The organism is Actinomycetospora succinea (assembly GCF_004363095.1).
Lineage (GTDB): Bacteria > Actinomycetota > Actinomycetes > Mycobacteriales > Pseudonocardiaceae > Actinomycetospora > Actinomycetospora succinea.
This window is the reverse complement of sequence record NZ_SNYO01000002.1, coordinates 179,418-205,325: the sequence shown is the minus strand read 5'-3', so window position 1 is coordinate 205,325 and position 25,908 is coordinate 179,418. Positions and strand designations below refer to the sequence as shown.

The 25,908-nt window shown below is 73.0% G+C and carries 29 protein-coding genes; 12 read left to right on the top strand and 17 right to left on the bottom strand.

Annotated features, from left to right (window positions below; genetic code table 11):
* The first annotated feature begins 1 nt into the window (after position 1).
* A complete protein-coding gene (locus EV188_RS07335; protein ID WP_133825618.1) occupies positions 2–316 on the top strand; it encodes a zf-HC2 domain-containing protein in 315 nt (104 codons plus the stop codon).
* 13 nt (positions 317–329) lie between these two features.
* Here EV188_RS07335 and EV188_RS07330 read toward each other — a convergent pair whose 3' ends face one another.
* The 7 genes from EV188_RS07330 to EV188_RS31400 form a co-directional block, all read right to left on the bottom strand.
* Positions 330–1,346 carry a D-alanine--D-alanine ligase family protein gene (locus EV188_RS07330; RefSeq protein WP_133825617.1) on the bottom strand — a complete coding sequence of 339 codons (1,017 nt, stop codon included), beginning with the start codon at positions 1,344–1,346 and terminating at the stop codon, positions 330–332.
* A gap of 1 nt (position 1,347) precedes the next feature.
* Positions 1,348–2,655, bottom strand: coding sequence for an ATP-grasp domain-containing protein (locus EV188_RS07325; protein WP_133825616.1), 1,308 nt, complete (start codon positions 2,653–2,655; stop codon positions 1,348–1,350).
* A complete protein-coding gene (locus EV188_RS07320) occupies positions 2,652–3,440 on the bottom strand; it encodes a TauD/TfdA dioxygenase family protein (RefSeq protein ID WP_133825615.1) in 789 nt (262 codons plus the stop codon). The genes EV188_RS07325 and EV188_RS07320 overlap by 4 nt, the downstream gene beginning before the upstream one ends.
* A 10-nt stretch (positions 3,441–3,450) precedes the next feature.
* Positions 3,451–4,272, bottom strand: a complete 822-nt coding sequence (locus tag EV188_RS07315; RefSeq protein ID WP_133825614.1) for an O-methyltransferase — start codon at positions 4,270–4,272, stop codon at positions 3,451–3,453.
* Positions 4,269–5,468, bottom strand: a complete 1,200-nt coding sequence (locus EV188_RS07310; RefSeq protein WP_133825613.1) for a sedoheptulose 7-phosphate cyclase — start codon at positions 5,466–5,468, stop codon at positions 4,269–4,271. The genes EV188_RS07315 and EV188_RS07310 overlap by 4 nt, the downstream gene beginning before the upstream one ends.
* 72 nt (positions 5,469–5,540) lie before the next feature.
* Positions 5,541–6,197: an HAD family hydrolase gene (locus tag EV188_RS07305; RefSeq protein WP_133825612.1), complete on the bottom strand. Its 657-nt coding sequence runs from the start codon at positions 6,195–6,197 to the stop codon at positions 5,541–5,543.
* An 82-nt stretch (positions 6,198–6,279) separates the two neighbouring features.
* Positions 6,280–6,453, bottom strand: coding sequence for a hypothetical protein (locus tag EV188_RS31400; RefSeq protein ID WP_166659768.1), 174 nt, complete (start codon positions 6,451–6,453; stop codon positions 6,280–6,282).
* 75 nt (positions 6,454–6,528) lie between these two features.
* Here EV188_RS31400 and EV188_RS07300 point away from each other — a divergent pair, with 75 nt between their 5' ends.
* Both EV188_RS07300 and EV188_RS07295 read left to right on the top strand, forming a co-directional pair.
* Positions 6,529–7,164, top strand: a complete 636-nt coding sequence (locus tag EV188_RS07300; RefSeq protein WP_133825611.1) for an ATP-binding cassette domain-containing protein — start codon at positions 6,529–6,531, stop codon at positions 7,162–7,164.
* Complete coding sequence (locus EV188_RS07295) at positions 7,161–7,928, top strand: ABC transporter permease (protein WP_133825610.1); 768 nt, start codon at positions 7,161–7,163, stop codon at positions 7,926–7,928. The genes EV188_RS07300 and EV188_RS07295 overlap by 4 nt, the downstream gene beginning before the upstream one ends.
* 258 nt (positions 7,929–8,186) lie before the next feature.
* Here the strand turns inward: EV188_RS07295 and EV188_RS07290 are convergent, their stop codons facing one another.
* A complete protein-coding gene (locus EV188_RS07290) occupies positions 8,187–9,398 on the bottom strand; it encodes a pyridoxal phosphate-dependent aminotransferase (protein ID WP_133825609.1) in 1,212 nt (403 codons plus the stop codon).
* Between the two features lie 163 nt (positions 9,399–9,561).
* Between EV188_RS07290 and EV188_RS07285 the strand changes: the two genes are divergently transcribed.
* From EV188_RS07285 to EV188_RS07270, 4 genes are all read left to right on the top strand, one after another.
* Positions 9,562–10,158 carry a dihydrofolate reductase family protein gene (locus EV188_RS07285; RefSeq protein ID WP_243741536.1) on the top strand — a complete coding sequence of 199 codons (597 nt, stop codon included), beginning with the start codon at positions 9,562–9,564 and terminating at the stop codon, positions 10,156–10,158.
* A 120-nt stretch (positions 10,159–10,278) separates the two neighbouring features.
* On the top strand, positions 10,279–11,394 hold the full coding sequence (locus EV188_RS07280; RefSeq protein WP_243741535.1) for an alcohol dehydrogenase catalytic domain-containing protein: 1,116 nt from the start codon (positions 10,279–10,281) through the stop codon (positions 11,392–11,394).
* A gap of 14 nt (positions 11,395–11,408) precedes the next feature.
* Positions 11,409–12,326, top strand: coding sequence for a fumarylacetoacetate hydrolase family protein (locus tag EV188_RS07275; protein ID WP_243741534.1), 918 nt, complete (start codon positions 11,409–11,411; stop codon positions 12,324–12,326).
* Positions 12,314–13,204, top strand: a complete 891-nt coding sequence (locus EV188_RS07270) for a VOC family protein (RefSeq protein WP_133825607.1) — start codon at positions 12,314–12,316, stop codon at positions 13,202–13,204. Before EV188_RS07275 ends, EV188_RS07270 begins: the two co-directional genes overlap by 13 nt.
* Positions 13,205–13,273: 69 nt before the next feature.
* Here the strand turns inward: EV188_RS07270 and EV188_RS07265 are convergent, their stop codons facing one another.
* The 5 genes from EV188_RS07265 to EV188_RS07245 are packed head-to-tail and all read right to left on the bottom strand — an operon-like array spanning position 13,274 to position 16,491.
* Positions 13,274–14,032, bottom strand: coding sequence for a GntR family transcriptional regulator (locus tag EV188_RS07265; RefSeq protein ID WP_166659767.1), 759 nt, complete (start codon positions 14,030–14,032; stop codon positions 13,274–13,276).
* Between the two features lie 35 nt (positions 14,033–14,067).
* On the bottom strand, positions 14,068–14,718 hold the full coding sequence (locus tag EV188_RS07260; protein WP_133825605.1) for a class II aldolase/adducin family protein: 651 nt from the start codon (positions 14,716–14,718) through the stop codon (positions 14,068–14,070).
* Positions 14,715–15,107: a nuclear transport factor 2 family protein gene (locus EV188_RS07255; protein ID WP_133825604.1), complete on the bottom strand. Its 393-nt coding sequence runs from the start codon at positions 15,105–15,107 to the stop codon at positions 14,715–14,717. Before EV188_RS07255 ends, EV188_RS07260 begins: the two co-directional genes overlap by 4 nt.
* A gap of 17 nt (positions 15,108–15,124) precedes the next feature.
* A complete protein-coding gene (locus EV188_RS07250; RefSeq protein WP_133825603.1) occupies positions 15,125–15,589 on the bottom strand; it encodes an SRPBCC family protein in 465 nt (154 codons plus the stop codon).
* Positions 15,586–16,491, bottom strand: coding sequence for a VOC family protein (locus EV188_RS07245; protein ID WP_133825602.1), 906 nt, complete (start codon positions 16,489–16,491; stop codon positions 15,586–15,588). Before EV188_RS07245 ends, EV188_RS07250 begins: the two co-directional genes overlap by 4 nt.
* A 109-nt stretch (positions 16,492–16,600) precedes the next feature.
* Between EV188_RS07245 and EV188_RS07240 the strand changes: the two genes are divergently transcribed.
* The 3 genes from EV188_RS07240 to EV188_RS07230 all read left to right on the top strand — a co-directional run bounded on the left by EV188_RS07240 (position 16,601) and on the right by EV188_RS07230 (position 18,652).
* Positions 16,601–17,416, top strand: a complete 816-nt coding sequence (locus EV188_RS07240) for an SDR family NAD(P)-dependent oxidoreductase (protein WP_133825601.1) — start codon at positions 16,601–16,603, stop codon at positions 17,414–17,416.
* Between the two features lie 254 nt (positions 17,417–17,670).
* Complete coding sequence (locus EV188_RS07235; protein ID WP_133825600.1) at positions 17,671–17,931, top strand: hypothetical protein; 261 nt, start codon at positions 17,671–17,673, stop codon at positions 17,929–17,931.
* A gap of 16 nt (positions 17,932–17,947) precedes the next feature.
* A complete protein-coding gene (locus EV188_RS07230) occupies positions 17,948–18,652 on the top strand; it encodes a mycothiol-dependent nitroreductase Rv2466c family protein (RefSeq protein WP_133825599.1) in 705 nt (234 codons plus the stop codon).
* Here EV188_RS07230 and EV188_RS07225 read toward each other — a convergent pair.
* From EV188_RS07225 to EV188_RS31395, 3 genes are all read right to left on the bottom strand, one after another.
* Positions 18,649–20,064, bottom strand: coding sequence for a selenium-binding protein SBP56-related protein (locus EV188_RS07225; RefSeq protein ID WP_133825598.1), 1,416 nt, complete (start codon positions 20,062–20,064; stop codon positions 18,649–18,651). The two genes, EV188_RS07230 and EV188_RS07225, sit on opposite strands and share 4 nt — an antisense overlap.
* A gap of 95 nt (positions 20,065–20,159) precedes the next feature.
* A complete protein-coding gene (locus EV188_RS07220) occupies positions 20,160–21,170 on the bottom strand; it encodes a sigma-70 family RNA polymerase sigma factor (RefSeq protein ID WP_133825597.1) in 1,011 nt (336 codons plus the stop codon).
* Positions 21,167–21,985 carry a MerR family transcriptional regulator gene (locus tag EV188_RS31395; RefSeq protein WP_243741533.1) on the bottom strand — a complete coding sequence of 273 codons (819 nt, stop codon included), beginning with the start codon at positions 21,983–21,985 and terminating at the stop codon, positions 21,167–21,169. The genes EV188_RS07220 and EV188_RS31395 overlap by 4 nt, the downstream gene beginning before the upstream one ends.
* A 171-nt stretch (positions 21,986–22,156) precedes the next feature.
* On the opposite strand from EV188_RS31395, the gene EV188_RS07210 reads away from it, so the two are divergent.
* Together EV188_RS07210 and EV188_RS07205 are read left to right on the top strand one after the other, a co-directional pair.
* Complete coding sequence (locus EV188_RS07210; protein ID WP_243741532.1) at positions 22,157–23,275, top strand: ferredoxin reductase; 1,119 nt, start codon at positions 22,157–22,159, stop codon at positions 23,273–23,275.
* Positions 23,276–23,310: 35 nt separating this feature from the next.
* On the top strand, positions 23,311–24,528 hold the full coding sequence (locus EV188_RS07205; RefSeq protein ID WP_133825595.1) for a fatty acid desaturase family protein: 1,218 nt from the start codon (positions 23,311–23,313) through the stop codon (positions 24,526–24,528).
* Positions 24,529–24,532: 4 nt separating this feature from the next.
* Here the strand turns inward: EV188_RS07205 and EV188_RS07200 are convergent, their stop codons facing one another.
* Entirely contained in the window at positions 24,533–25,825 is a 1,293-nt protein-coding gene (locus EV188_RS07200; RefSeq protein ID WP_133825594.1) for an MSMEG_0569 family flavin-dependent oxidoreductase, read from the bottom strand.
* Between the last annotated feature and the right edge of the window lie 83 nt (positions 25,826–25,908).

Sequence of the window (25,908 nt, the reverse complement as noted above, 5' to 3'; positions counted from 1 at the left end):
CGTGGACTGCGCGACGTGCCGCGAGATCGTGTCGGCGGGGCTCGACGGCGAGGCCGGCCTCGACGAGGAGAGCGCGGCCGCGGAGCACCTCGAGGGGTGCGCCACCTGCCGGACGGCCGCGGACCGCGCGGCGGGGGTGACGCGGCGGGTCCGGCTCTCGCGTGCCGCCGAGGGGCCCGACGTCGTCGACGCCGTGCTCGCGCGCGTGTTCGGTGACGAGGTGCGGGTCCTGCCCACCGTCACCTGCGGCTGCGCGCACACCTGCGCGTGCGGCTGCCAGGACGGCAACCCGTGCCGGTGCCGGGGCGCGGCCTGAGGGGCGCGCTCGCTCACCGGCGCGCCAGCGCACCCCGGACGGCCGTCGCGAGCAGCTCGTCGAGCTCGATCCCGCCGGCCTTCGCCATCACCGCGAGCACGCTGGACGGCGAGAACGAGCAGTAGAGGCTCGCCTCGAGGAACACCGGGCGCCCGGTCGAGTCGACGCGCAGGTCGAACAGGGAGTGGTCGCGGCAGCCCAGCGCGACGTGGGCGCGCTTCGCGACGTCCCACACGCGCGCGGTCAGCGGGTCGTCGGGGTCGACGATGACGACGTCCGGGTTGTCCTTGGCCACGAGCCGCAGGCCGGAGTCGGCGGGCGCGAGCTTGTCGGCGTACCCGCGGATCGGGCGGGTGTCGGCGTCGAGGAGGTACTCCTCCACCGGCAGCCCGACGAGCTCCCCGTCCCGCTCGACCAGCCCGCAGCGCACCTCGCGCCCCAGCGGGACGAACTCCTCGACGATCACGCGCCCGGCGTGCGCGAACGCCGTGTCGAGGGCGGCGTCGAACTCCCCGGGCGAGTGCACGAGCGTCACGCCGAGCGAGTTGTCGGCGTCCTCGGGCTTGACCACCGCGGGCGGCGTGATCGTCGGGCGCTGTCCGGGCGCGAGGACCTCACCGGCCGCGACGTCGACGCCCGCCGCCGCGACCAGCGCCTTCGCGGCCGCCTTGCGCGCGCCGAGGGCCATCACCTCGCCGGTGTTGCCGACCACCGGGATGCCGAGCACCTCGAACAGCGAGCGGTAGGACGTCATCCCGGGCAGGCAGAACATCTGGGGGAGGACGACGTCGATCCCGAGCCGGCCGAGGTGGGCCAGGGCGTCCGGGGCGTCGAAGGGGACGGCCGCCGCGATCGCGGCGTCGTCGAACGAGGCCGGGAAGCGCCACCGCCCGCCCGGCGAGACGTACGCCGCGTGGGACTCGTACGCGTCGCCCATGGCCGCGAGGCAGCCGCGGGCGTAGGTCAGCGACAGGTCGGCGTGGAAGTCGCTCACGGCGGACCCGGCGAGGTGCAGCACGCGCAGCGGCACGTCAGTCCCCCGCCGGCTCGACGAGCTTGCCGATGTTGACGTCGACGCGGATCCAGGGCTTCCCCGTGACGAGGGCGCGCAGCAGCAGCGACGGGATCTGCAGGTGGTGCAGCAGCAGGAACGGCAGCGGGTCGTCGCGGTCGAACACGGCGTCGGTCCCCGCGCGGAGCACGCGCAGCCGCTCGCGCACCGACGCCGGCCGGGAGACGAGGCGCCACAGCTCCTGGTAGAGCCAGTAGGTCGGGCGGCTGTCCGCGCTCGGGGTCAGGGGCGGGCCGTCGACGTCCTCGAGGTACGCGCGGGCCAGCGCGTGGGCGTCGCGGTGGAACATCGTGATCGCCGAGTGGGTCCGCGGGTTGCACTCCAGCGCGACGAGCGAGCCGTCGGGGGTCTCGATGAAGTCGAACGACACCTGCCCGGTGACGCGCAGGGCCCCGACGAACCGGCGCACCCACTCCTCGATCTCCGGCTTGTCGACCATCGCGTAGTTGAGCTGGAACGCCGACGACTCGCAGCACGCCCAGACCTGCACCCGGCCCTCGCGGACGGTGGCGTGGGTGCAGTACTCGCGGCCGGGGGTGAAGGCCTGCAGGATCCACGGCGCCTCGTCCGACATCGGCTTCGCGCGCGCCAGCTCGGCGGTCTGCGCGCGCGTCGGGCGCGGCAGCGTCGTGAGGTCGAGGCGGGCGACCGGGTCGTACGGGACGCTCTTGAGGATCCACGGCCCGGGCCGGGCGTCGAAGTCGAAGTCCTCGACCTGGGCGGGCGCGGTGACCCGGTGGGTCTCCGGGACGGGCAGCCCGAGGGTGTCGGCGGCCTCGGCGAACCGGTCCTTGTCGTCGAGGATGCGCAGCACCTGCGGGTCGGGGTGCAGCACCTCGCAGAACTCGGCGATCACGGGCTTGGCCAGCGCGTCGTACCGGCTGGCGGCGGGGCTGCACACCGGCACCCAGACGTCGACGCCCTCGGCCACCACCACGTCGCGCAGCGCGTCGACGTAGCCCGGCGCCCCCGGTTCCGGGATCACGTGGAAGGCGTCGACGGCGCGGGAGAACCGGTGCCCGGTGAAGCGGTACTTCGCCGACTCGACGAGCACCACGCGGTGCCCGGCGGTGTGGAACGCCCGCGCCAGCGCCAGCGCCTTGGTCATCTTGCCGCCGGTGACCAGCACCGTGCGGGGCTGCACGGCCTCGGCGCGGCGGGCCGGCACGACCACCGAGCGCACCAGGGCGGCCGCGGTCACCGCGAGCGTCACGGGCAGCGGGACGGTGAGCAGGGCGAGCGCGCCGAGGGTCTTGAGACGGTTCACGGTGTCGATTCCGGGACCGTGACCATCCCCCGGTGCATCACGCGGTCACCCGAGACGGCGCCGTGGTCCGCGCGGTGCAGGACGCAGCCGTTGTCCCAGATGACGACGTCGCCCGGCGACCAGGCGTGGCGGAAGACGTTGTCCTCGGTGGTCGAGTGCTCGTAGAGGTAGCCGATCGTCGTCCGCGACGAGCCGCGGTCCATGTCGCTGATCTGCACGCAGCGCTCCGGGGTGGAGAGGTAGAGCGAGGTGCGTCCGGACACGGGGTGGCGCCGGAACAGCGGGTGCTGGGCGCTGGTCTCGGGTCCGGCGTCCTCGGGCGCCAGCCCGCTGACGACGTGGGTGACCCGGCGTCCGGCGAGGTGGCTGCGGATGTCGCCGGGCAGCGTGTCGTAGGCGCGGTACTGGTTGGTGAACAGCGTCTCGCCCCCGGACTCCGGGATGGTCACCGCCCGCAGCGCCGTGTACGTCGGCGGCCGGGACACGTAGCTCGTGTCGACGTGGAACACGCTGCGCGGCGGCGTCGTGCGCCCGACGTTGCTGACGACGTTGAGGTCGTCGCGCCCCTCCACCGGCGTCTCGCCGGTCGTGAACGTGATCTCGCCGAAGCGCGCGAGGAACGCGGCGAAGCCGTCGTCGTCGAGCCCGTCCTGGCCGGGGATGACGACGACGCCGTGCTCGCCCAGCAGGGTGCGCAGCTCGGCGACCTGCTCGTCGTCGAGCCCCGCCGCGAGGTCGAGCCCGGTCACCTCGGCGCCGATCGGGGTCTGCGGGGTGGTGTGCACGCGGTACCTCCTACGCGGCCTGGTCGACGTGGGCCCGGCGGATGAGGGTCAGGCCGTCGCGCAGGGGCAGGAGCACCTGCTCGACGCGCGGGTCGGCGGCGACCGTGTCGTTGAAGTCGGCGATCGCCTTGCCGTTCCCGCCCGGGGTGCCGGTCCACGGCTCGCCCTGCATGAGGGTGTTGTCGACGCAGATCAGGCCGTGCGGGGCGAGCAGCTCGCCGTCGAGCAGCGTCGCGACGTAGTCGGCGTAGCCGGCCTTGTCGGCGTCGACGAAGACGAGGTCGAACTGGTCGCCCGCCGTCACCAGCGCGGCGAGCGTCTGCGCCGCCGGCCCGACCTCGACGGTGATGCGCCCGCCGGCGGGGGAGTCGGCGAACGACCGGCACGCGCGCGCCGCGACCTCGGCGTCGAGCTCGCACGCCAGGAGCCGGCCGCCCTCGGGCAGCGCCTCCGCCATCGCCAGCGCGGAGTAGCCCGTGAACAGCCCGATCTCGAGCACCTTCCGGGCCCGCGTGGCCGCGACGAGCATCTTCAGCGTCTGGCCCTCGACGTGGCCCGAGAGCATCTCCTGCTCGAGGAAGACCGCCGAGGCGTCCCGCGCGGACCAGTCGTGCTCGTGCGTCGCGGCGGCGAGCCGCGCGAGGGCCGGCGACTCGGGCGTCGTGCACTGCTCGAGGTACGGGTCCAGCCCGCCGGCCAGCGCGCGGGCGTGCTCCAGGTCGTCGCGGACCTCGTCGGGCACGTCGGCGACGCCGGCCAGCCCGTCGGCGACGCGCTCCAGCGTGGCCGCGAGGATGCCGACCGGGGTGACCGGACGGGGCGGCGCGCTCATCGGCGGAACACGTCGACGCCGGCGCCCGCGCGCGGGAGGCCGGCGCAGACCTCGCGGTGCGCGTCGAGGGCCGCCACGAGCTCGTCGGCGTCGAGGTCGTTGACGAAGTGGCAGGTCCCGATCGGGCGCGGCACCGCGGCGCGCAGCAGGCCGTCGCGGGTCTGCAGGATCGAGTCGGTCGCCTTGCGCAGCAGCTCCGGGGTCAGGTGCGGGCTGTCGAGCGAGAGCCCGAGGCGGCTCATCAGCCCGAGCACGCGGTCGCGGGCCGCGGCGGTGATGTAGCCGCGGCGCTCGGCGAGCGTCGTCGAGAGCGCCATGTCGACGCTGATCGCGTGGCCGTGGAAGAACGGCTCGTCGGCGGAGAGCTCCAGGGTCGGGCTCCAGGTGTGGCCGAACGCGATGACGCGGTCGAGGTCGAGCTCCTGGAGGTTCGGCACCTCGAGGCGCAGCATCGTCTCGATCGCGTCCCACGTGAGCCGGTCGGTCACCTCGCGCAGCTCCGGGGACCCCTGGAGGTGCCCGAAGCGGGTCTCGAGCAGGTCCTCGCCGTACTTCTCGAGGAGCTCGAAGATGCCCTCGTTGCCGACGACGGCGATCTTGATGAGCTCGGCCATGCCGTTGCGCACCTGCTCGGTGGGCAGGGTCGCGAGGAACGAGAAGTCGAGGAACACCTGCCGGGAGGCGTGGAAGGCCCCGAGGCGGTTCTTCGCCTTGCCGTGGTTGACCGCGACCTTGATCGCGACGCTGGCGTCGACGAGCCCGATCAGCGTGGTCGGGATGCGGATGTAGTCGGTCGACCGGCGGAAGATCGAGCACGCGAACCCGGCGACGTCGGTGGTGAGGCCGCCGCCGACGACGAGCACCGGCTCGGTGCGGATGAGGCCGAAGTCGCCGAACGCGTCGACGATCCGCTCCGCGGTGCGCAGGGTCTTGTCGGCCTCGTCGATGGCGATCGGGAACACCGTGACGTGGATCCCGTGGTGCGCGAAGTAGGCGCGCATCGCGTCGCCGTGCAGCTCGTCGACGGTCGCGTCGACCACGGCCAGACAGCGGCCGTAGGGGCGGTAGGCGTCCGCGAGCCCGGTGTTGGCCGGGGCGAACACCCCGTCGGTGATGACGAGCGAGTAGTCGATCTTCTGGTAGCCCTCGACGTGGAAGGCGGTGTCGGTCGCGGTGAGGGTGGGTTCGGCGGTCATGGGGCTCCGTCCGGGCGCGCGTCGTCCGGCCGCCGGGGTGCGGCGGCCTGCAGGGAGGTGGGGTGCCTGGGGTCAGGCGGCGGTGACGTCCTCGGGGGCGAGGCGGTCGACCCGGCGGGCGGCACCCGGGAAGTCGACGGCGACGGTGTTCTCGTTCGGGAACGCGAGGCAGGTGACGCCGGCCGCGGCGGCGGCGCGGACCCCGTCGGGGTTGTCCTCGATCGCCACGGCGGACCCGGCCTCCTCGCCGAGGGCCTGCAGCGCGAAGGTGTAGGCGGCGGGGTCGGGCTTGACCGCGTCGACCGAGTCGGTGGCGACGACGACGTCGAAGTCGTCGGGCCCGACGGCGGGGCCGAGGGCGTCGATCACCGCGAGCACGTTGTCGCGGGACGTCGTCGTGACGAAGCCGACCTTCCAGCCGTTGTTCTTGGCCGCGCCCAGGGTGTCGAGCACCCCGTCGCGCGGCGCGGCGCCGCCGCTGCGCAGCTTCTCGCGGAAGATCCGGGACTTCGTGGCGTGCACGGCGGCGGCGTCGACGTCCTCGCCGCGCCGGCGGGCCTCCTGCGCGATCCGCTCCGCGCCACCGGCATGGTCCAGGCGGGACCGGTAGCCCTCACGGTCCCAGTTCCAGTCGAGGCCGTGCTCGGCGAAGGCCTCGTTGAAGGCCGCCCGCTGGATCTCGGAGGTGTCGGCGATGCTGCTGATCGAGCCGAACAGGAGTGCGCTCACCAGGGGTCCCTTCGCCGTCGGGGCGCGGGTGTCGCGCCCCGACGCGGGTCCCCGAGGGGGAAGGGCCGAAACTTCTCCTCCGTCAGGCCTTCTCGGGAGTGGGCAGCGCCTCCTGGATGGCGCGCAGCTCCTGGGCCACGGTGACGAGCCCGTCGGCGTTCACGCGCCGCAGCTCCTCGAGCACCTGCTCGAGCAGGGTGTTGGTGGTCTCCAGGGCCTCGCGCAGGGGCGCGGTTCCGGCGATGTCGCCGAGCATGGGGTCCTCCTCCGTCTACTAGGTACCGACGGTACCTGATATTCGGCGGAAGTGGTGTGGGGAACCCTGGCGATCGTGACCGACCGGAGCTTCTCCCTGCGCGGCGTCGTCGTCCGCCGCGGCGACCGTGCCGTGCTCGACGACGTCGACGCCGACATCCCGTCCGACGGCATCACGGTGCTGTGGGGGCCGTCGGGGGCGGGCAAGACCACGCTGTTGCGCCTGCTCGACCGTCTCGACGTGCCGGACGCGGGCACGGTCTCGTACGGCGGCACCCCGCTCGACGACCTCGACGTGCTCGCCCTGCGCCGGCGCGTCGGGATGGTCTTCCAGCGGGCGACGCCGTTCGCCGGGACCGTCCGCGACAACCTCGCCGTCGCCGCGCCCGACGCGGACGACGACGCGGTGCGCCGGGTGCTGCAACGGGTCTCCCTGGACGCCGCGCTGCTCGACCGCGACGCGGACACGCTCTCCGGCGGCGAGGTCCAGCGGATGTGCCTCGCGCGCACGCTGATCACCGAACCGGAGGCGGTGCTGCTCGACGAGCCCACCTCGGCGCTCGACGAGGGCCCGCGGCGGACGTTCGAGCAGTCGGTGCTGGAGCTCGCGCGCGACGGCCTGACGGTCGTCTGGGTGGGCCACGACGAGGAGCAGGTACGGCGCGTCGCCGACCGCGTCCTGCACGTGTCGGAAGGCCGGGTGACGACGTGACCGTCAGCCTCGCCGGGCTCGCCGTCTCGCTGCTGCTGGTCGGTGTCGCCGCCCTGGTGTCGCTGCTGTGGCGCCTGGGCCTCGAGCTCTCGATCCTCTGGGCCGCCCTGCGGGCCCTCGTCCAGTTGCTGCTGGTCGGCGGCGTGCTGGTGCTGCTGCTCGCACCGGGGCGGTCGCTGTGGTGGTCCTGGCTGTGGGTGCTCCTCATGGTCGGCTACGCCGGGTGGACCGCCCGCCAGCGCGCGCCCGAGGTCCCGCGGCTGCTGCCGGTCGCGGCCGTCGCCTTCCTGGCGGCGAGCGCGGTGACGATGGCCGTCATCTTCGGTCTCGGCGTGCTGCCGCTGACCTCGAAGACGCTGGTGCCGATCGCCGGGCTGATCATCGGCAACGCGATGACCGCGACCGTGCTCGTCGGGCGCCGGCTGCTCGAGGAGCTGCGCGACAAGCGCGACGAGGTCGAGGCGCGCCTGGCGCTGGGTCAGCCGTCGTCCCAGGCCTCGCGGCCCTACCTGCGCGCGGCCCTGCGCTCGGCGCTGACCCCGCAGATCGAGACGACGAAGGCCACCGGCCTGGTGTTCCTGCCCGGCGCGATGACGGGGCTGATCCTCGCCGGCGTCGACCCGGTCTCGGCGGTGCTCGTGCAGGCGGTGGTCATGTTCCTGGTCCTCGCGGCGGCGGCGACCACGACGACCGTGGTGGCCCTCGGCGTCGTCCGCCGCCTGTTCACGCCCGACCACCGCCTCGTCGCCCCGAGCCGCTCCTGACCGGGTCGACGTGTTCCAGCCTGGCGGCCACGCTGGCGTTGAACGTCAGGAAAGCCCCCACGATCTCCACGGGGATGCCGCGTCGCCTGCCGGCGCCGCCCCGTCGGTGATCGAGGCGGATTTCCTGACATCTGACGTCAGCGTCCAAGCCCCACGCTGAAACACCTCGCCGACCACGGTGCACCGGCGTGTCGCGCAGCGAGGATGTGGCGAGTCTGGCGTCAGACGCCAGCGATGCCGCATCGCTCGCAAAGCCCTTCAGCCCTGGCGGTAGGTCTCCAGGAACGAGCCGATGCGGGTGATCGCGTCGTCGAGGGTCGCCGCGTGGGGGAGCGTGAGGATCCGGAAGTGGTCGGTCGTGGGCCAGTTGAAGCCCGTGCCCTGCACGACCTGGATCTTCTCCTCGCGCAGGAGGTCGAGCACGAACTGCTCGTCGTCCTTGATCGGGTAGACGTCCGGGTCGAGGCGCGGGAACGCGTAGAGCGCGCCGCGGGGCTTCACGCACGACACCCCGGGGATCGCGTTGAGCTTCTCGTACGCGCGGTCGCGCTGCTCGTGCAGCCGCCCGCCCGGGGCGCAGAGCTCGCCGATCGTCTGCCGCCCGCCGAGCGCCGCCTGGATCGCGTACTGCGCCGGGGTGTTCGCGCACAGGCGCATCGAGGCCAGCATCGCGAGGCCCTCGAGGTAGTCGCGGGCGTGCTGCCGCGGCCCGGTGACGACGAGCCAGCCGGAGCGGAAGCCGGCGACGCGGTGGGTCTTCGAGAGCCCCGAGAACGTCAGGACCACGAGGTCGGGCGCGAGGGAGGCGACGTCGTGGTGGACGGCGTCGTCGTAGAGCACCTGGTCGTAGATCTCGTCGGCCATCACCATCAGCCCGTGCCGGCGCGCGAGGTCGAGCAGGCCCTCCAGGATCTCCTTCGAGTACACCGCGCCGGTCGGGTTGTTCGGGTTGATGATCACGAGCGCCTTGGTGCGGTCGGTGATCCTGCGGGCCACGTCGTCGAGGTCGGGGGCCCAGTCGGCCTGCTCGTCGCAGCGGTAGTGCACGGCGTTCCCGCCGGCCAGGGTCGCGACGGCGGTCCAGAGCGGGTAGTCGGGCGCGGGGACGAGCACCTCGTCGCCGTCCTCCACCAGCGCCTGCACGGCCATGGAGATCAGCTCGGAGACCCCGTTGCCGAGGAAGACGTCGTCGACGTCGACGTCGAGCCCGCGCGCCTGGTAGCGCTGGGCGACGGCCCGGCGCGCGGGCAGGATGCCGCGCGAGTCGGTGTAGCCGTGCGCCTGCGGGAGCATCCGGATCATGTCCTGGACGATCTCCTCGGGCGCCTCGAAGTCGAACAGCGCGGGGTTGCCGGTGTTGAGGCGCAGGACGCTGTGCCCCGCCTCCTCCAGCAGGTTCGCCTGCTCGACCACCGGGCCGCGGATCTCGTAACAGACGTCGCGGAGCTTGTTCGACTGGCGGAACTCCACTGGCACTACCCCTCGCACATCGAGCACTGACACGACACCGTGCCGCGTCCCGGTCTACCAAACGAGGACGTGTGAGCGGCACCTCCGGTTGTTCAACTAGATGGTTGAACAACGAGTCCTAGAGCGATACCGTCGTGTTCACACGAGGAACAGGAGGTTCGTCATGGCCGTGGTGCTGGTGGCGACGATGTCGCTCGACGGGTTCATCGCCCGTCCCGACGACTCGGTGGGTCCGATCTTCGACTGGTTCTCGGCCGGTGAGGTCGACGTCCACGCCGGCGACGAGCAGCGCCCCTTCCGCACGGGCCGGGAGAGCGCGGACTGGATGCGCGAGCACTGGGGACGCGTCCGGTCGGGTGTCATCGGGCGCCACCTGTTCGACCACACCAACGGCTGGGAGGGTCGCCCGCCCGCCGGCGAGCACGTCGTGGTCCTCACGCACTCGGTGCCCACCGACTGGCCGCACTACGGCACCGCGCCCTTCACCTTCGTCACCGAGGGCATCGAGAAGGCCGTCGCGACGGCCCGGGAGCTGGCCGGGGAGGCCGACGTGACCGTGACGGCCGGCGACGTCGGCGGGCAGGCGCTCGCCGCGGGGCTGATCGACGAGGTGGAGATCGACCTGGCCCCCGTGGTGCTCGGACGCGGCAAGCGGTTCTTCGGCGAGGACGCCCCGGAGGTCGTGCTCGACGACCCGTACCTGGTCGTGCCGAGCGCGCGCGTCACGCACTTCCGCTATCGCGTCCGCAAGATCGGCTGAGGGCGCACGGGAGCGCATTGCGTCCTCCACCAAAGTGTGTGCACTATGACTCCGCGCAGTGCTCGGCCTCCGGCGCGGCAGCTCCGCTGCGCTCCGTGCCGCACGACAAGGAGCCCGTCGATGCCGACCCTCTCCGCGAGTCCCGTCCCCGCCGTCTGGCCCCGCGTCCCGCCCGAGGTCCCGCGCACGATGTCGGCGGTCGTGCTCGACCGCTTCGGCCCGCCCGACGTGCTGACACTCGCCACGGTGCCGACCCCGGAGCCGGGGCCCGGCGACGTCCTCGTGCGGGTCGCGGCCGTGTGCGTCGGGCGCTTCCTCGACGTGTCCCTGCGCGCCGGGCGGCACCCGGTGAGGCCCGCGCTGCCGCACGTCCTGGGCGTCGAGCACGCCGGGACGGTCGTGGCCGTCGGCGCCGACGTGCGCGGGATCGACGTCGGCCAGCACGTCGCCGTCTGGCCGGTCCTCGGGTGCGGCGACTGCGCGGCCTGCGCCGACGGCGCCAAGGAGGCCTGTCCCCGCCTGCACATCGCCGGCGTGCACGGCCCGGGCGCCTACGCCGAGTACACCGCGGTCCCCGCCGCCGCGATCTGGGCCATCCCCGACGACCTCGACCCCGCGACCGCCGCGGGCGTCGCGCTCGCCGGCCCCGTCGCCATGAACCAGCTCCGCCAGGCCGGCCTGCGCCAGGGCGACTGGGTGCTCGTGGTCGGCGCGGCGTCGGCCCTCGGGTCGACCACCGCCGAGCTCGCCCGCCACCTCGGGGCGCGGGTCATCGGCACCTCGCGGTCGGGCTGGAAGCGCGAGCGCCTGCTCGGCCTGGGCCTCGAGGCGGCGCTCGACCCGATGTCCGACTCCTTCGTCGACGACGTCCGCGCCCTCACCGGCGGGGCCGGCGTGGCCGTGGCCGTCGACGACCTCGGCGAGCCCGAGATCTTCGGCCGCGTCACCGACGTCCTCGCCCCCCGCGGCACCGTGGTCTCCTCCGGTGCGTTCCTCGGCGGCACGGTGCCCCTGAACCTGGCGCGGCTCTACACGCTCAACCAGCGCGTCCTCGGCGTGCGCACCGGCAACGACGCGAGCGCCGAGGCGCTGTGGGCCGAGGTCGGGCGCGGCTTCCGCCCGGTGGTCGACCGCGCGTTCCCGCTGGAGGCGGCGGCCGTCGCGCACCGCTTCCTCGAGGCCGACGACAACATGGGCCGCATCGTGCTGACGACCGCGGCCGCCGACAACGGCTGATCAGGAGGAGACGCGTGCGCGAGCCGCCGTGGATGCTCGTCACCCACCACCAGGGTGACCTGTCGAAGGCCGAGGTCGGCGTCCGCGCCGACGGGGTGATCCGGCGGGCGCCGGACGAGCTCGCCGGGCGCACCATGCTCGAGGTGCTGGGGGCGTGGGACGAGCTGGCGCCGACCCTGCGCGCCCTCGACCCCGACCGCCTCGACCCGGTGCCCGGCGCGGTCCTCGCCGCGCCGCTGCTCTACCCGCGCAAGGTGCTCTGCGCCGGCGCCAACTACTACGCCCACCTCGCCGAGATGGGCGTCGCGCGCCCCGAGGGCGACGTCGAGCCGTACTTCTTCTTCAAGCCGCCGACCACCTCGGTCATCGGGCCGGACGACGCGATCGTGCTGCCCGACCGCGCCGGCCGGAAGATCGACTGGGAGGTGGAGCTCGCCGCCGTCATCGGGCGCCGGTGCGTCGACGTCCCGGTCGAGCGCGCGTTCGAGGTCGTGGCCGGCTGGACGGTCGTCAACGACATCTCGTCGCGCGACCTGCTCGAGCGCGCCGACGCCGTCGCCCCGCCGTTCGGGCACGACTGGATCCTGGCCAAGGCCGGCGACACGTTCTGCCCGCTCGGGCCGGGGATCGTGCCGTCGTGGATGGTCGCCGACCCGCAGGACGTCGCGCTGCGGCTGACGGTCAACGGCGTGGTCAAGCAGGACTCGAGCACCACCGACATGGTCACCCCGATCGACCGGCTCATCGCCGCCGCCAGCCGCGCGGTGACGCTCGAGCCGGGCGACGTCATCGCCACCGGGACCCCGGCCGGGGTCGGCTTCCCGCGCGGCGAGGGCCTGGCCCCCGGCGACGTCACCGTCGCCGAGGTCGACGGGGTGGGCGCGCTGCACAATCACGTCACGGAGAGAGAGGACGTCTCATGGGCACGGTGAACGTCTCGAAGCTCGGCTACGTCGGCTTCGAGACCCCCGACGTCGAGCGGCTGGTGGAGTACTACACGAAGGTCCTGGACTTCGTGCTCGTCGACGGCGACGAGCGCGGGGCGTTCCTGACCACCGGGGTCGACCACCACTGCGTGGTCGTGACGAAGGGCGAGGCCAAGGCCCGCCAGGTCGTCGGCTACGAGCTGTGGGAGGACCTCGACAGCGCCGAGGCGCGGCTCAAGGACGCCGGGTACGTCACCGAGCGCCGCAGCGACATCGGCCCGGGCACCCCCGACGTGCTGGTGCTCGACGAGCCGCTCACCGGCGTCGCCCTGCACCTGGTCACCGCGCAGGACCCGAGCGGCGTCGCCGGCTTCACCCCGCTGCGTCCCACCAAGCTCGGCCACGTCGCGGCGTACACCCCCGAGCTCGCCCCGATGCAGGCCTTCTACCAGGACCTCCTCGGCTTCCGCTGGTCGGACACCGTCGGCGACTTCTTCGTGTTCATGCGCTGCAACGCCGACCACCACGCGGCCAACTTCATGGCGAGCCAGAAGTACTCGGGCATGCACCACGTCGCCTACGAGATGCGCGACCCGGACCACCTGATCTCGATGCTCGACCACCTGGCGCAGAACAAGTACCGCCTGCACTGGGGGCCGGGGCGCCACGGGCCGGGCCACAACCTGTTCACCTACCACCGCGACCCCGACGGCAACGTCATCGAGCTGTTCACCCAGATCGACGTCGTGCACGACGAGGCCAAGGGCTACTGGGAACCGCGTCCCTGGCACGAGGAGTTCCCCATGTACCCGCGGACGTGGGAGGTCGACCTGGCGACGGTCAACCAGTGGGGCCCGATCGACCCGCCGTCCTTGGACCACTGACCCGCTCCAAGACCGCGCCGTCAGCGCTCCTCCGTCGCGCTGCCGACCCGGCCGTCGCGGAGGGGACCACTAGGTCGTCGAGCAGCCGTTCAGCAGCAGGGACAGCGCCGCGTCGACGCACGGGGTGCCGTGGCCCGGGGCCCGGTTCGACAAGCCGTCGACCACGCGCCGGGCCGTCCCCGCGAGGTGGTTCGCCATCGCCGCGACGGCCGCGCCGCCGTCGCCGTCGCGCACCGCCTCGAAGATCGCCTGGTGCTCGGCCTGGCGCGACGAGAAGTCGTTGCCGTGCTGGTTCTGGTCGATGCGCACGTAGCGCTCGCTCTGCTGCGCGTACGAGTTGATCGTCCGCAGCACGGTCGCCCCGCAGCGCCCGACGAGCAGGCGGTGGAAGCTGCGGTGGGCGACGGTCCAGCTCGCCATGTCGCCGGCCTTGTACGTGCGCTCCATCTCGCGGAACGCGGCCGTCGCGCTGCGGAGCTCCTCGCGGCTGAGCTTGCCGGCGGTCAGCCGGGCCCCGAGCGACTCGAGCGTGACGCGCGCGGCGTAGAGCGAGTCGAGCTCCTCGGCGTCGAGCCCGACCACGCGGCTGCGCTGGTTGGGCTCGGCGGAGATGAGCCCCTCCTCCTGCAGCATCCGGAACGCCTCGCGCAGCGGCGTGCGCGACACCGCGAGGACGCGCGCGAGCTCGGCCTGCTTGAGCTGGGTGCCCGGGGGGAGGTCGCCGCTGATGATCAGGTCGCGCAGGTAGGTGTGCACGCTGACGCTCGTCTGGCGCGGGTCGGGGATGCGCAGCCCGTCGCGCCCCCCGATGAGCTCGCCGATCGACACCGGGGGAGTGTATGCAGGCGGCGGCGGTGATCGCGTCACGACGAGTCCGCCAGGTGACGCCACAGGCGCTCCAGCAGGGGCGGGGCGGCCTCGCGCCAGGCCTCGATGTCGTCGGGGTCGAGGGCCCGCGCCTGGTGCCCCGCGACGGCGAGGTGCACCCGGCAGGCGGCGTCGAGCAGCCACATCCGCGCCACCGCGGTCCCCGGTGAGTCCCCGACGGTCAGCGCCCCGTTCCCGCGCAGCAGCAGGGCGTCGGCGTCGGCGAGGGTGCGGGCGGCCGCCGCGGCACGCTCGGGGTCGCGCAGCAGGCGGGCGGGCTCGTGCACGGGCACCCGGCGCCCCAGCCAGGTCGCCTGCCCGTGCAGCGGCATCAGCTCGTGGGTGACGGCCGCCGCGGCGAACGCCGACTCCGGCTGGGCCCGCGCCACGGCGGCGACGTCGGGGCGCGCGCGGTAGACGGCGAGGTGGGCCCAGGTCTCCGGCGCGGCGCCCGGCGGCAGCTCGTCGGCGTCGACGTCGACGGTCACGAGGTCGGCGGTCCTGACCAGGCCCGGCGCCGTCGGCGGCGTGACGACGATCTTCCCGCCGAGGCGCGCCGACACGTGCCCGAACGCGGTGACCAGGCCGTGGTGGGCCAGGACGCGCGCGGCGAGGGCGGTCTGTTCGTGGACCTCGGTGTCCGTCACGAGACGGGCTGGGCCTCCTGGGCCATCGCGGCGAACAGCGGCGCGAGGTCGATGTGGATGCGCAGCGAGGTCACCTTGCCCTCGGCGTCCCGGTCGAGGATCGACACGCACGGCAGCGGCACAGGGGCGCCGCCCTTGGTCGTGTAGTGGGTGGTGACCTCGAGGATCACGGTGGCGCCGTCGTCCACGTCCCAGCGGTGGTGCACCTCGTGGCGCATCCCGCCGATCATCCCGAAGAACCCCTCGAAGGCGTCGTGGATCGCGGCGATGCCGACCGTCGGCGGCTGGTTGCCGAAGACCACCACGGCGTCCTCGGCGTGGCGCGCGACGAAGGGCTCGAGGCGCAGCGCGTCGACGTCGGCGTAGTAGTCGGTGATCCAGTCGGACATGCGATCTCCTCTGATCGTCAGACGGATGCGCCGGCGGCGATCTTGCGCACGGCGTCGAGCGTGGCGGCGACCGCGGAGCGGTACATGCCGGTCATCCGGTCGGCGTGGGCCTGCTCGCCCGCCGACCCGCCCGGCTCGCCCGCCACGACCAGCGCGAAGCTGAAGCGCAGCGTGAGCTGGTCGGGAGCGTCCCCCTCGATCTCGTTGGCGATCGTGCCCAGCACCGGCCCGGCGATGCGGGTGAACACCACCCGGTGCGGGTGCTCGAGCGTGATCCGCTCGGTGAACGCCTCGCCCTGGAGCACGATGTCGCGGTCGAAGACCGTCTCGCTGTACCGGGCGGTCACGGTGCAGTCGGTGATCGCGGGGACGAACGGCAGCGCGTTCTCGGCCTTGCGCACGAGCCCGTCCCACAGGGCGTCGCGGGTGATCAGCGGCTCGCCGGGCTCGTTCACCGGCAGCGCGTGCGACACGAAGATCATGGGTGGATCCCCTCCGGGATCAGCTGCGGCTGGGTGACGGGTTTCTGGGTCGGCCCGAGCCACATGTCGATCGAGCCGCGCTCGGCCGGGTCGAAGTACCGGGGCCGCCAGGCCGCCTCGTCCGTGATCCGGCGCACGCCGTACGAGTACTCGTAGGTCAGGCCCTCGGGGCCGAGGAAGTAGAGGAAGACCGCGCCGGACTGCGGGTGGCGCCCCGGCCCCATCTCGATGACGACGTCGTGCTCCTGCAGGTGGTGCCAGTTGCGGAAGACGTCATCGAGCTCGGCGACCTGGAAGTTCACGTGGCACAGGCCCGGCCGCTCGCCCTGGAACACCGCGAGCTTGTGGTGCACCTCGTCGATGCGCATCAGGCACGCCGCGTCGCCGATCCAGTCCGAGGCGCGGACGTTGAACGTCGTCGACCAGAACCGGTGGGCCTCGGCGACGTCGGGGGCGTCGAGGCAGAGGTGGCCGAACTCGGTGATCCCGGAGCCCCGCCCGAACCGGACCGGGCGCGCCAGCGTCTGCTGGCCGACGACCAGCTCGATGCGGTTGCCGAAGGGGTCGTCGAACGCGACGAACTCGCTCACGCGGCGGGAACGAGCCTCGTCGGCGTCGCCGCGGCGGACCGTGAACCCCCGCGTCTCGAGCTCGGTCTCCGCCAGGGCCAGCGCGCCGGGGTCGGCCACCGTGAAGGCCGAGGCGATGACGCCGCTCGCGCCCTCGACGAACGCGAGGCAGTGGTGGCGGCCGTCGGCCCGCAGGTGGGCGACCCCCGGCTCGGTGTCGCCCGCGGGGCCGTCCACGTGCTCCAGCCCGACCACCTCGGTCGCGAACCGCACGGCGCCGGCGAGGTCGGCCGCGCCGGAACGGACGTAGGCGATGTCGACCAGCTCGATCACACCTCCAGAGTGGATACAGTTATGGGTGATGTCAACCACTCCGACGGAGCAGGTCGATCGGCGTCGGCGCGCATTGACGCGGTCACCAAGGTGTGCACACTCTGGACGCATGAGCACGCTCCCGGCCGACGCCGCCCGCGCCCCTGCCCCGACGGCTCCGACGGGGGGACGACTCGCCGGCAAGCGGGTGCTCCTCACCGGCACGGCGGGCGGTCAGGGCGAGGCCGCGCAGGCCGCGTTCGTCCGCGAGGGCGCTCGCGTCGCCGGCTGCGACGTGCAGGACGGCGCGGCCGAGGGCACCGCCGCCGCGCTCGCGTCCGAGGGGTTCGACGTCGTCGGGAGCACCGTCGACCTCGCCGACCCGGTGGCCGCGGCGCGCTGGGTCGAGGAGAGCGCCGAGCGCCTCGGCGGCATCGACGTGCTCTACAACAACGCCGCCGGCGCCGGGTTCGCGCCGTTCGACGACATGTCGCTCGACCTCTGGCGCCACGTGCTGCACGTCGAGCTCGACATCGTCTTCCACACCACCTCGCCCGCGTGGCCGCACCTGCTCGCGAGCGGCAACGCCTCGATCATCAACACCGCCTCGATGTCGGGGCTGCGCGGCATCGCGCCCCTCGGGCAGGTCGCCCACTCGGCGGCCAAGGGCGGGGTGATCGCCATGACGCGCTCGCTCGCGGCCGAGGGCGCCGAGCGCGGCGTGCGCGCCAACGCGATCTCCCCGGGATTCGTCACCTCCCCGGCCACCGACACGTTCGTCGGCGAGGAGCTGCGCAACTTCCAGATGGGCATGCACCTCATCCGCCGCCCGGGCACGGGCATCGACGTGGCTGCGCTCGCCGTCTACCTGGCCTCGGACGAGTCGGTGTGGGTCACCGGCCAGAACATCTCGATCGACGGCGGGGTCACGGCCGGCTTCCGCTGAAACGCGCCCAGTCCTCCGGGTCGTGCGTGACCCGGACCGGCGCTCCGTCGAGGGCGACGAGGCGGCGGACGGTTCCGGGGTCACGGGGGAGGCGTACCCGGGAGGACGGCGCCGCTGTGGTGAGGATGCTTCGGAAACCGAAGCACTCTGCGGACAGAGAGGCCCGACCGACGGTCACTACTGCAAACGGCGTAACGCTCGTGGATCTCCCGGCGATGGGTCGTCGACTGCGACGACGTCGGGAGATGACTGCGATGACCACGGTTCCCCAGCCGTTCGAGGCGCCGGCCCCGCGATCGGCGTCCACCGAGGTGCGGACCGTGCTCACGACGGTGACCGTCCTCGTCGTCGGCGGGTTCCTCGTGATCTTCGCTCTGCTGATGGCCACGCCCGCCGCGACGACCAGCACCCCGCCGGCGCCGGCCACGCCGTTCCCGGTCGTGCCGGAGTACGACACGACCGGCGGCCTGGTCTGGAGCCTCTACCTGCGGTCCGGCGGGTCGCTCGCACCCTGACGGGTAGCCGGATGCCATGTCCGACCGGCTCGAGTTCTTCTTCGACCCCATCTGCCCGTTCTGCTGGGTGACCTCACGGTGGGTCGTCGAGGTCGCGCGGCAGCGTCCCCTCGAGGTCACGTGGCGTCCCGTCTCGCTGGCGATCCTCAACGAGGAGATCAGCTACGACGAGCGGAGGAAGGCGTCGCCCGACTACCCCGACAGCCACGTCCGCGGGCTGGAGATGCTGCGTGTCGTCCACGCGGCGCGCGAGCAGCACGGCCCCGGGGTCGTCGGCGACCTCTACACGGCGCTGGGCGAGCTCGTCTGGGACGCCGATCCGCCCGAGGGCGACGACTTCAGAGCCGTCATGGGCGAGATGGCGCGCCGCCGGGACCTGCGCCCCGCCCTCGAGCGCGTGGGCCTGCCGGCCGACCTCGCCGACGCCGCCGACGACACGTCCCGCGACGACGCCTTGCGCACCGAGACCCAGGAGGCCGCGGAGCGCTGCGGCGGCGGCGTGGGGACGCCGATCCTGTCGTTCGACCCGCCCAACGGGCCGGCCCTCTTCGGGCCCGTGATCGACGCCCCGCCGCAGGGCGAGGACGCCCTGCGGCTGTGGGACGCCGTCGCGACGCTCGCGCAGTGGCGGGGGTTCGCCGAGCTCAAGCGCACGCTGCGCTCGTTCCCGGACACCCCGATGTCGGCGAAGCTCGCGCGGACGGAGACGACGGTCCGCTAGGAGCGGTAGCAGTACGAGTCCGACGACGCGTCCCCGCCCTGGAGGCGCACCTGGTGCACGCGCCGGCCGCGGAAGTCGTCGCCGTGCGGGAAGAACCGCGGGTCCGGGGTGAAGCCGCCGTCGGGCCACACGTCCAGCTTCGCCATCCAGGCGCCGACGCCGTCGGGGTAGAACTGGTCGTCCCACGCCCCGTACAGCGAGTTGGTGACGTAGACGCGGCGCCCGTCGCGGCTCACCTCGACCATCTGCGGGCCTCCGGAGAGCGGTTCGTCGGGCCGCGCGGGGTGGGGCCGGCGGCCGACGATGCCGCCGAGGCGCACCGAGCCGACCTCGCGCGGGTGGGCCGGGTCGCTGACGTCGTACTGCTTGAGCTCGCCGGTGCCCCAGCACGAGACGTAGAGGAAGCGGTCGTCGACCGACAGGTCGATGTCGGTGACGAGCGGCGGCACCGCCCCGAACGGCTTCAGCGCGGGCGGGAGCAGCGACTCCTCGGCGGGCTCGGCGGGGATCGTGATGACCTTGTCGACCTCCCACGGCCCCTGCGGGTCGGCGCGGTGCCACCGCCACACCGACGCGGACAGGTCGGCGGTCGAGATGACCACGCCGACGAAGCCCCAGGTGGCCTCCGGGTCGTGGGACGGGCGGATCTCGAGCACCATCTGCTGCTCGGCGCCCAGGTCGACGCTCTGCTGGTGCACGCCCTTCGCGAGGTCCCAGAAGTGCAGGCTGTGGCCGTAGTTCCCCGCGAGCAGCTGCTCGGGCACGAGCCCGTCCTCGATCATCGAGGGCGTGCCCCACTCGCTGGAGACCAGCACGTTCTGGTTGAGGTGCCACCAGGCGTCATAGGCCAGGCGCTGGGGTCCGCGGTCGGTCTCCCAGGGGCCGACGACGTCGAACGTGGAGTGGTCGAGCAGCGCGACCCCGCCCGGGCCGTCGGGGTCGTCGAGCGGGCCGCCGACGCAGGTCAGGAAGATGCCGTCCGGTCCGCAGTGCAGCGTGTGGGGGCGGGAGTAGCCGGCCTTCGCGGACAGCTCGGCGGCGGCGATCGTCTTCGTGATCTCCGGTGCGCGCGGGTCGGGCTGCGTGTCGAGGACGTGCACGTCCGACGAGCGCAGCCCCGGCACGAGCAGGTAGCGGCGGGAGAGGCCGTTCATGTCGTGACCCTCGTGCTGCAGGGCGCTGCTGCAGGCGTTCCAGCCGAAGTGGTGCAGCTCGGCCCCGGCCGGGAGGTCGGTCCAGCCGACGACCCGTCCGTAGCTCTCGGAGCTCGCGTTGACGTCGACGACCGCCATGGCGTCCGGGAGGTCCCCGGACCGGTCGAACGCCGCGACGTACGCGAGCTGCTCGGGCGGCGCCGCGGCGGCGTCCGCGGGGGAGCGGTAGAAGGTCGGGTCGGTGGTCGGCGAGGTCATCGGAGGTCCCCCGGGTGTCGGCGGTGGAACCGTCCAGCGTCACAGCCGCGGGGACCCGGGCGTAAGGCGTCGTCCGGCGGCGGCGGGTGCGCCGCTCAGGGCAGCTCGGCGGGCAGCCCGAACGCGGCGTGGTGCTCGGCGCCGATGAACGAGGTGACGGCGGCGATGCGGTCGCCGCGCAGGGTCAGCACGTCGATCGACCACGGGCGGTGCGGGGCGTCGTCGGGCTCGCCGGGCGGGCGGAGGTAGGACGCGACGGCGACCTGGCCGTTGGCGACGACCTCGAGGTGGCGCCACGACCCGCAGTCGCCGCTGACCGGGACGGCGCGCGCGAACGCCTCGACGTCGGCGATCCCCGCGTACCAGCGCCCCATCGGCGGCATGGACCACGTGACGTCCTCGGTGAGCAGCGCGACCAGCGCCTCGGCGTCGCCCTGCTCGAGCGCCGTGGAGTAGCCGGTGACGACCGCGCGCAGGCGGGCGTCGTCGAGCTCGCGCAGCGTGCGCTGCTGACCGATGTCCGGCACCTTCTCGCTGACCAGCTTGCGGGCCCGCTGCAGCGCCGAGTTCACCGACGCCGTCGAGGTGTCCATCACCGTCGCGATCTCCGCCGCCGAGAACCCGAGCACCTCGAACAGCACGAGCGCCGCGCGCTGGTTGCCCGGCAGGTGCTGCAGCGCGGCGACGAACGCCAGCTCGACGGCCTCGCGCTCCTCGGCGCGCGCGCCCGGCTCGTCGGGGTAGGGGCCGAGCCACGCGACCTCGGTGAGCGGCACGTCCTCGCGGACGACCCGGTCGCTCGCGGCGGCGAGGTCCATCGGCAGCGCCCGCCGATCACGCGCGTCCACGAGGTCGAGGCACACCCGGGTGGCGACGGTGTAGAGCCAGGTGCGGAACGAGCTGCGGCCCTCGAAGCCCGCGAGCTTGCGCCATGCGCGCACCAGCGTGTCCTGCAGGGCGTCGTCGGCGTCGTGCGACGAGCCGAGCATCCGGTAGCAGTGCGCGTGCAGCTCGCGGCGCAGCGGCGCGACGAGGCGGCCGAAGGCGGCGTCGTCACCGTCGCGGGCGTGCGCGAGATCGGTGTCGGGCACCGTCGTCTCGGTCACGCCTCCGAGTCTGCCGCAGCGACGCCGCCTCCGGTGCCGTCTCCGGTGCCACTCCGGGGGTGCCCCTGCTCGAAGGCGTCGGAGACCTCGTCGAGGAAGAGCGAGATCGCCGCCGGCATCGACTCCCGGAACGTCGCGAGCAGCGCCTGCGCCGCGACCGGCTGCAGGGCGCCGACGACGTCGCGCACCTGCTGGGCGCGGTCGGCGGGCAGCCCCTCGCCGACGAAGTCCGCCCACACCGTGCGGCGGAACAGGTCGACGAAGCGCGCGGTGACGGCCCCGACGTGCGTGGTCAGCTCCTCGCGCATGATCACGAGGTCCCGCGGCGCCATGCCGAGGCGCACCGCCTCGGCGCCGGCCCGGACGAGTCCGGGGTTCGGGACGCGGATCCGGCCGCCGTCGTGGTGCACGACGAGGCCGGCGTCGACGAGCGCCTGCCACGTGTCGCCGGCGACCTCCACCCCGAGCCACCCGGGCAGCTCCGTGGCGGCCATCTCCAGCGACGGCTCCGGCGCCCACGGCGCGAGCATGTGGAGGTACTGCGCGAGCGCCTCCTCGGCGGACTGGCGCGGGGTCGACGCCACGAGCCGCTCGATCGCCGCGAGCGCGAACCCCTGCTCCTGGAGCTGCGTGATCAGCTCGAGGCGGGCGAGGTGCTCGGTGCCGTAGTACCCGGTGCGGCCCTGCAGGCGCGGGGGCGGGAGCAGGCCGCGGGCCGCGTGGGCGCGCACGTTACGAACCGTCATGCCCGCTCGTTGGGCGAGCACGTCGACGGTCATGCCCTGCCCGCCGGCTCCCGCGTCCCCCGTGTCCACCGTCGCCCACGCTAGCGATCGTCCTTCGTGACACCGCGAGGCGACATATGACACGTGATCGTGTTTCATGACACGCCTCCCGGGTACCAACGGAGCAACGTACGCCGGGGTAACTGTTACCACCGGTTCCCGGTACCGATGGTTCCGTGTAGCGTGGTGGAGGTGAGCGACGTGAGCGAAGGGCAGACCCCCGGCCGACTCCCCCGCGGCGTGCGACGTCTGCGGAAGGTGGCCTCCCGCTTCACCACCCCGCTGCTCCCCGACGACTACCTCTCGCTGATCAATCCCCTGTGGTCGGCCCGCGAGCTGCGCGGCAAGGTCGTCAAGGTCGTGCCGGAGACCGAGGACGCCGTCACCCTCGTCATCAAGCCGGGCTGGGGATGGTCGTTCGACCACCAGGCCGGCCAGTACGTGGGCATCGCCGTCTCGGTGGACGGGCGCTTCCACTGGCGGTCGTACTCGCTGACCTCGCCGCCCCGCAAGGACCAGGGCCACCTCTCGGTGACGGTCAAGGCGATGCCCGAGGGCTTCCTGTCCAAGCACCTCGTCGAGGGCCTCGAGCCCGGCACGATCGTGCGGCTCGCGCCACCGAGCGGCGAGTTCGTGCTGCCCGACCCGCCGCCCAAGAAGATCCTGTTCCTGACGGGCGGCAGCGGCGTCACCCCGATCATCGCGATGCTGCGCACGCTCGACCGTCGCGGCACCATGCCCGACGTCCTCGTCGCGCACTCGGCGCCGGACCAAGACAGCCTGATCTTCTCCGACGAGCTCGACCAGCTCGCCGAGAAGCACGAGAACCTGCGCGTGCACAAGCAGTACACCCGCCAGGACGGCCACCTCGACCTCGACAACCTCACCGACCTCTGCCCCGACTGGCGCGAGCGCCAGACGTGGGTCTGCGGGCCGAACGCGCTGCTCGACGACGCCGAGCGCGTCTTCACCGAGGCCGGCCTCGAGGAGCAGCTGCACGTCGAGCGCTTCTCGGTCGACCTCGCGGGCGGCGAGGCCGAGGGCGGCACCGTGACGTTCAAGCAGTCCGGGGTGGACGTCGAGATCGACGGCGCCACCACGCTTCTCGAGGCCGGCGAGCAGGCCGGCCTGCAGCTCCCGTTCGGATGCCGGATGGGCATCTGCCACACCTGCGTCGTCCCCCTCCGCCAGGGCGTCGTCCGCGACCTGCGCGACGGCACCGAGCACCGGGCCGACGGCTCGGGCGGGGCCGACTGGGACGCCGTGAAGATCCAGACATGTATCGGCGCCGCCGCCGGCGACGTCGTGCTCGACGTATAAACCGAAGCCAGAAACTCGTCGGGAGGAAGACCCCTATGGCCATCGCCGACGTCAAGGAGTTCGCCCACCTCACGGAGGCGGACGTCGAGGCCCTCGGTCGCGAGTTCGACCAGATCCGCGCCGACTTCGAGGAGAAGCGCGGCGACGAGGACGCCGCCTACATCCGTCGTCTGATCACCATCCAGCGCCGGCTCAACGTGGCCGGGCGCGCGATGCTGTTCGGCAGCCACCGCCGCGAGCTGTGGTGGGCCGGTGCGCTGACGCTGTCCGTGGCCAAGATCCTCGAGAACATGGAGATCGGCCACAACGTCATGCACGGCCAGTTCGACTGGATGAACGACCCCGAGGTCCATTCGGCGACCTGGGAGTGGGACAACGTCTGCCCGGCCGACCAGTGGAAGCACTCCCACAACTACCTGCACCACACCTATACGAACGTGATCGGCAAGGACAAGGACGTCGGGTACGAGATCCTGCGCGTCCGGTCCGACCAGCCGTGGCACCCGTACTACCTGACGCAGCCCGTGGTGAACACGCTGCTGATGCTCGCGTTCGAGTACGGCGTGTCCCTGCACGACCTCGACATCGACGGCCTCGTCAAGCTGCAGCTCGAGGACCCCGAGGAGTTCCGGCGCAAGCTCGAGGGCATCGCCCGCAAGCAGGCCCGCCAGATCGGCAAGGACTACATCCTCTTCCCGGCGCTGGCCGGGAAGAACTTCGTCCCGACGGCGACGGCGAACTTCACCGCGAACATCATCCGCAACATCTGGTCGTACGCGATCATCTTCTGCGGGCACTTCCCGGACGGCGCCGAGGTGTTCACCGAGGAGGAGCTGGAGAACGAGACGCAGGGCGAGTGGTACCTGCGCCAGCTGCTCGGCTCGGCGAACTTCACCGGCAACCGGCTGATGCACATCATGTCGGGCTCGCTCGGCTACCAGATCGAGCACCACCTGTACCCGGACCTGCCGTGCAACCGGTACCCGGAGATCCAGGAGCGCGTCCTCGCGCTGTGCGAGAAGTACGAGCTGCCCTACACCACGGGCTCGTTCCCGCGGCAGTTCTGGCAGGCCACGCGCTCGATCTGGCGGCTCTCGCTGCCGGCGAAGAAGATGCGCGAGGCCTCGCAGCGTCGTCAGGCCCGGGGCCTGCCGCGCAGCGCGGGCGCCGTGCGCGCCGAGGGCGAGCACGCGCCGTCGACGCCGCAGACCGCGCCGGCGCCGGCGAACACGCCGAAGCACCCCGGGACGTAGGCCCTCACGAGCCCAGCGCGAGGACGTTGCAGACGTCCCCGCGCGGGCCCGTGCCGGTCAGGCCGCGCTGCGAGCGGATGCGCTCGGCGAGGTACTCGGCGTCGCGCCCGACGCCGGAGAAGCGGCCCGACCCCCACGTCCACAGCCAGGGCAGCCCGAGGAAGTACAGGCCGGGCGAGCTGGTGACGCCGCGGGAGTGGGCGGGTGCGCCGCGACCGGTGAACACCGGGACGTCGACCCACCGGAAGTCCTGGCGGAACCCGATGCACCAGACCACCGCGGTGATGCCGGAGTCGGCGAGGCGGAGCTCGAGCGTCTCGCCGTCCGGCCGCCACACCGGGGTGTAGCGCTCCTCGACGGGGGCGTCGACGCCGCTGCGGGCGATGTACGCGTCGATGGTGTCCTTGATCGACTCGGACACCTCGTCGGCGTGGTCGAGCCGCTCGGTGAGGTCGGGCTTGAAGTGCAGGACACCGTCGCGGTGGTCGGTGAGCAGGCCGTAGAGCGACATGCCGGCCGCGGCGTGCGCGCGCAGGTCGATGTCGCGGCCGCCGTCGCGCCCGGTGACGTAGTGGTTGGCCTGCGCGCGGACCGCCTCGCGGCGCGGGTGCTCGGTGACGGGCATGTCGTAGTAGCCCATCTCGGCGAGCCAGTCGGTGACGTCGCGGCCGCGGTAGAACCGCGCCACCCGCGGGGCGTCGCCGACCACGAGGTGGACCTTGCGGCCCTCGAGGTGCAGGTCCTCGGCGATCTGCGCGCCGGACTGGCCGGACCCGACGACGAGCACCTCGCCGGGCGGCAGCTGCGCGCCGCTGCGGTAGTCCTGCGACTGGACCTGCGTGATCTCCTCGGGCAGCGCCTGGGACAGCGGCGGGGTGATCGGCGTGTGGTAGCCGCCGGTGGCCACGACGACCTGGTCGGCGGTCAGCTCGCCCCGGCTCGTGGCGAGCCGGTACGTCCCGCGCTCGTCGCGCGTCACGCGGGTGACCTCGACGCCCTCGACGATCGGCGGGTCGACGAACGCGCGGTAGGCCTCGAGGTAGTCGACGATCTGGTCGCGGACCATGAACCCGTGGGGGTCGTCGCCCGCGTACGGGAAGTCCGGGAGCTGGCACTGCCAGTTCGGCGTGACCAGGCAGAAGGTGTCCCACCGGTAGGTCTTCCACGAGTGCGCGACCTCGGAGCGCTCGAGCACGACGTGGTCGATCCCGCGCCGTCCCAGGCACCGGCTCATCGACAGCCCCGCCTGCCCGCCGCCCACGACGACGACCGGCCAGTGCCCGCCCGACAACTCCATGATCGCTCCCCGCGTCGCTCGGCTTCCTCCTCACGATGTGCGGGGCTCGTTGCGGGGTGATTGCCTCCGGACTGCGCGCTCGT

What these genes read in the sequence shown, in the direction of transcription:
- EV188_RS07315 (WP_133825614.1), bottom strand. Translation starts at nt 4,272, where the DNA reads ATGAGCGCGCCGCCCCGTCCGGTCACCCCGGTCGGCATCCTCGCGGCC.
- EV188_RS07310 (WP_133825613.1), bottom strand. Translation starts at nt 5,468, where the DNA reads ATGACCGCCGAACCCACCCTCACCGCGACCGACACCGCCTTCCACGTC.
- EV188_RS31400 (WP_166659768.1), bottom strand. Translation starts at nt 6,453, where the DNA reads ATGCTCGGCGACATCGCCGGAACCGCGCCCCTGCGCGAGGCCCTGGAG.
- EV188_RS07285 (WP_243741536.1), top strand. Translation starts at nt 9,562, where the DNA reads ATGGCCGTGGTGCTGGTGGCGACGATGTCGCTCGACGGGTTCATCGCC.
- EV188_RS07280 (WP_243741535.1), top strand. Translation starts at nt 10,279, where the DNA reads ATGCCGACCCTCTCCGCGAGTCCCGTCCCCGCCGTCTGGCCCCGCGTC.
- EV188_RS07270 (WP_133825607.1), top strand. Translation starts at nt 12,314, where the DNA reads ATGGGCACGGTGAACGTCTCGAAGCTCGGCTACGTCGGCTTCGAGACC.
- EV188_RS07255 (WP_133825604.1), bottom strand. Translation starts at nt 15,107, where the DNA reads ATGTCCGACTGGATCACCGACTACTACGCCGACGTCGACGCGCTGCGC.
- EV188_RS07250 (WP_133825603.1), bottom strand. Translation starts at nt 15,589, where the DNA reads ATGATCTTCGTGTCGCACGCGCTGCCGGTGAACGAGCCCGGCGAGCCG.
- EV188_RS07240 (WP_133825601.1), top strand. Translation starts at nt 16,601, where the DNA reads ATGAGCACGCTCCCGGCCGACGCCGCCCGCGCCCCTGCCCCGACGGCT.
- EV188_RS07235 (WP_133825600.1), top strand. Translation starts at nt 17,671, where the DNA reads ATGACCACGGTTCCCCAGCCGTTCGAGGCGCCGGCCCCGCGATCGGCG.
- EV188_RS07230 (WP_133825599.1), top strand. Translation starts at nt 17,948, where the DNA reads ATGTCCGACCGGCTCGAGTTCTTCTTCGACCCCATCTGCCCGTTCTGC.
- EV188_RS07225 (WP_133825598.1), bottom strand. Translation starts at nt 20,064, where the DNA reads ATGACCTCGCCGACCACCGACCCGACCTTCTACCGCTCCCCCGCGGAC.
- EV188_RS07205 (WP_133825595.1), top strand. Translation starts at nt 23,311, where the DNA reads ATGGCCATCGCCGACGTCAAGGAGTTCGCCCACCTCACGGAGGCGGAC.
- EV188_RS07200 (WP_133825594.1), bottom strand. Translation starts at nt 25,825, where the DNA reads ATGGAGTTGTCGGGCGGGCACTGGCCGGTCGTCGTCGTGGGCGGCGGG.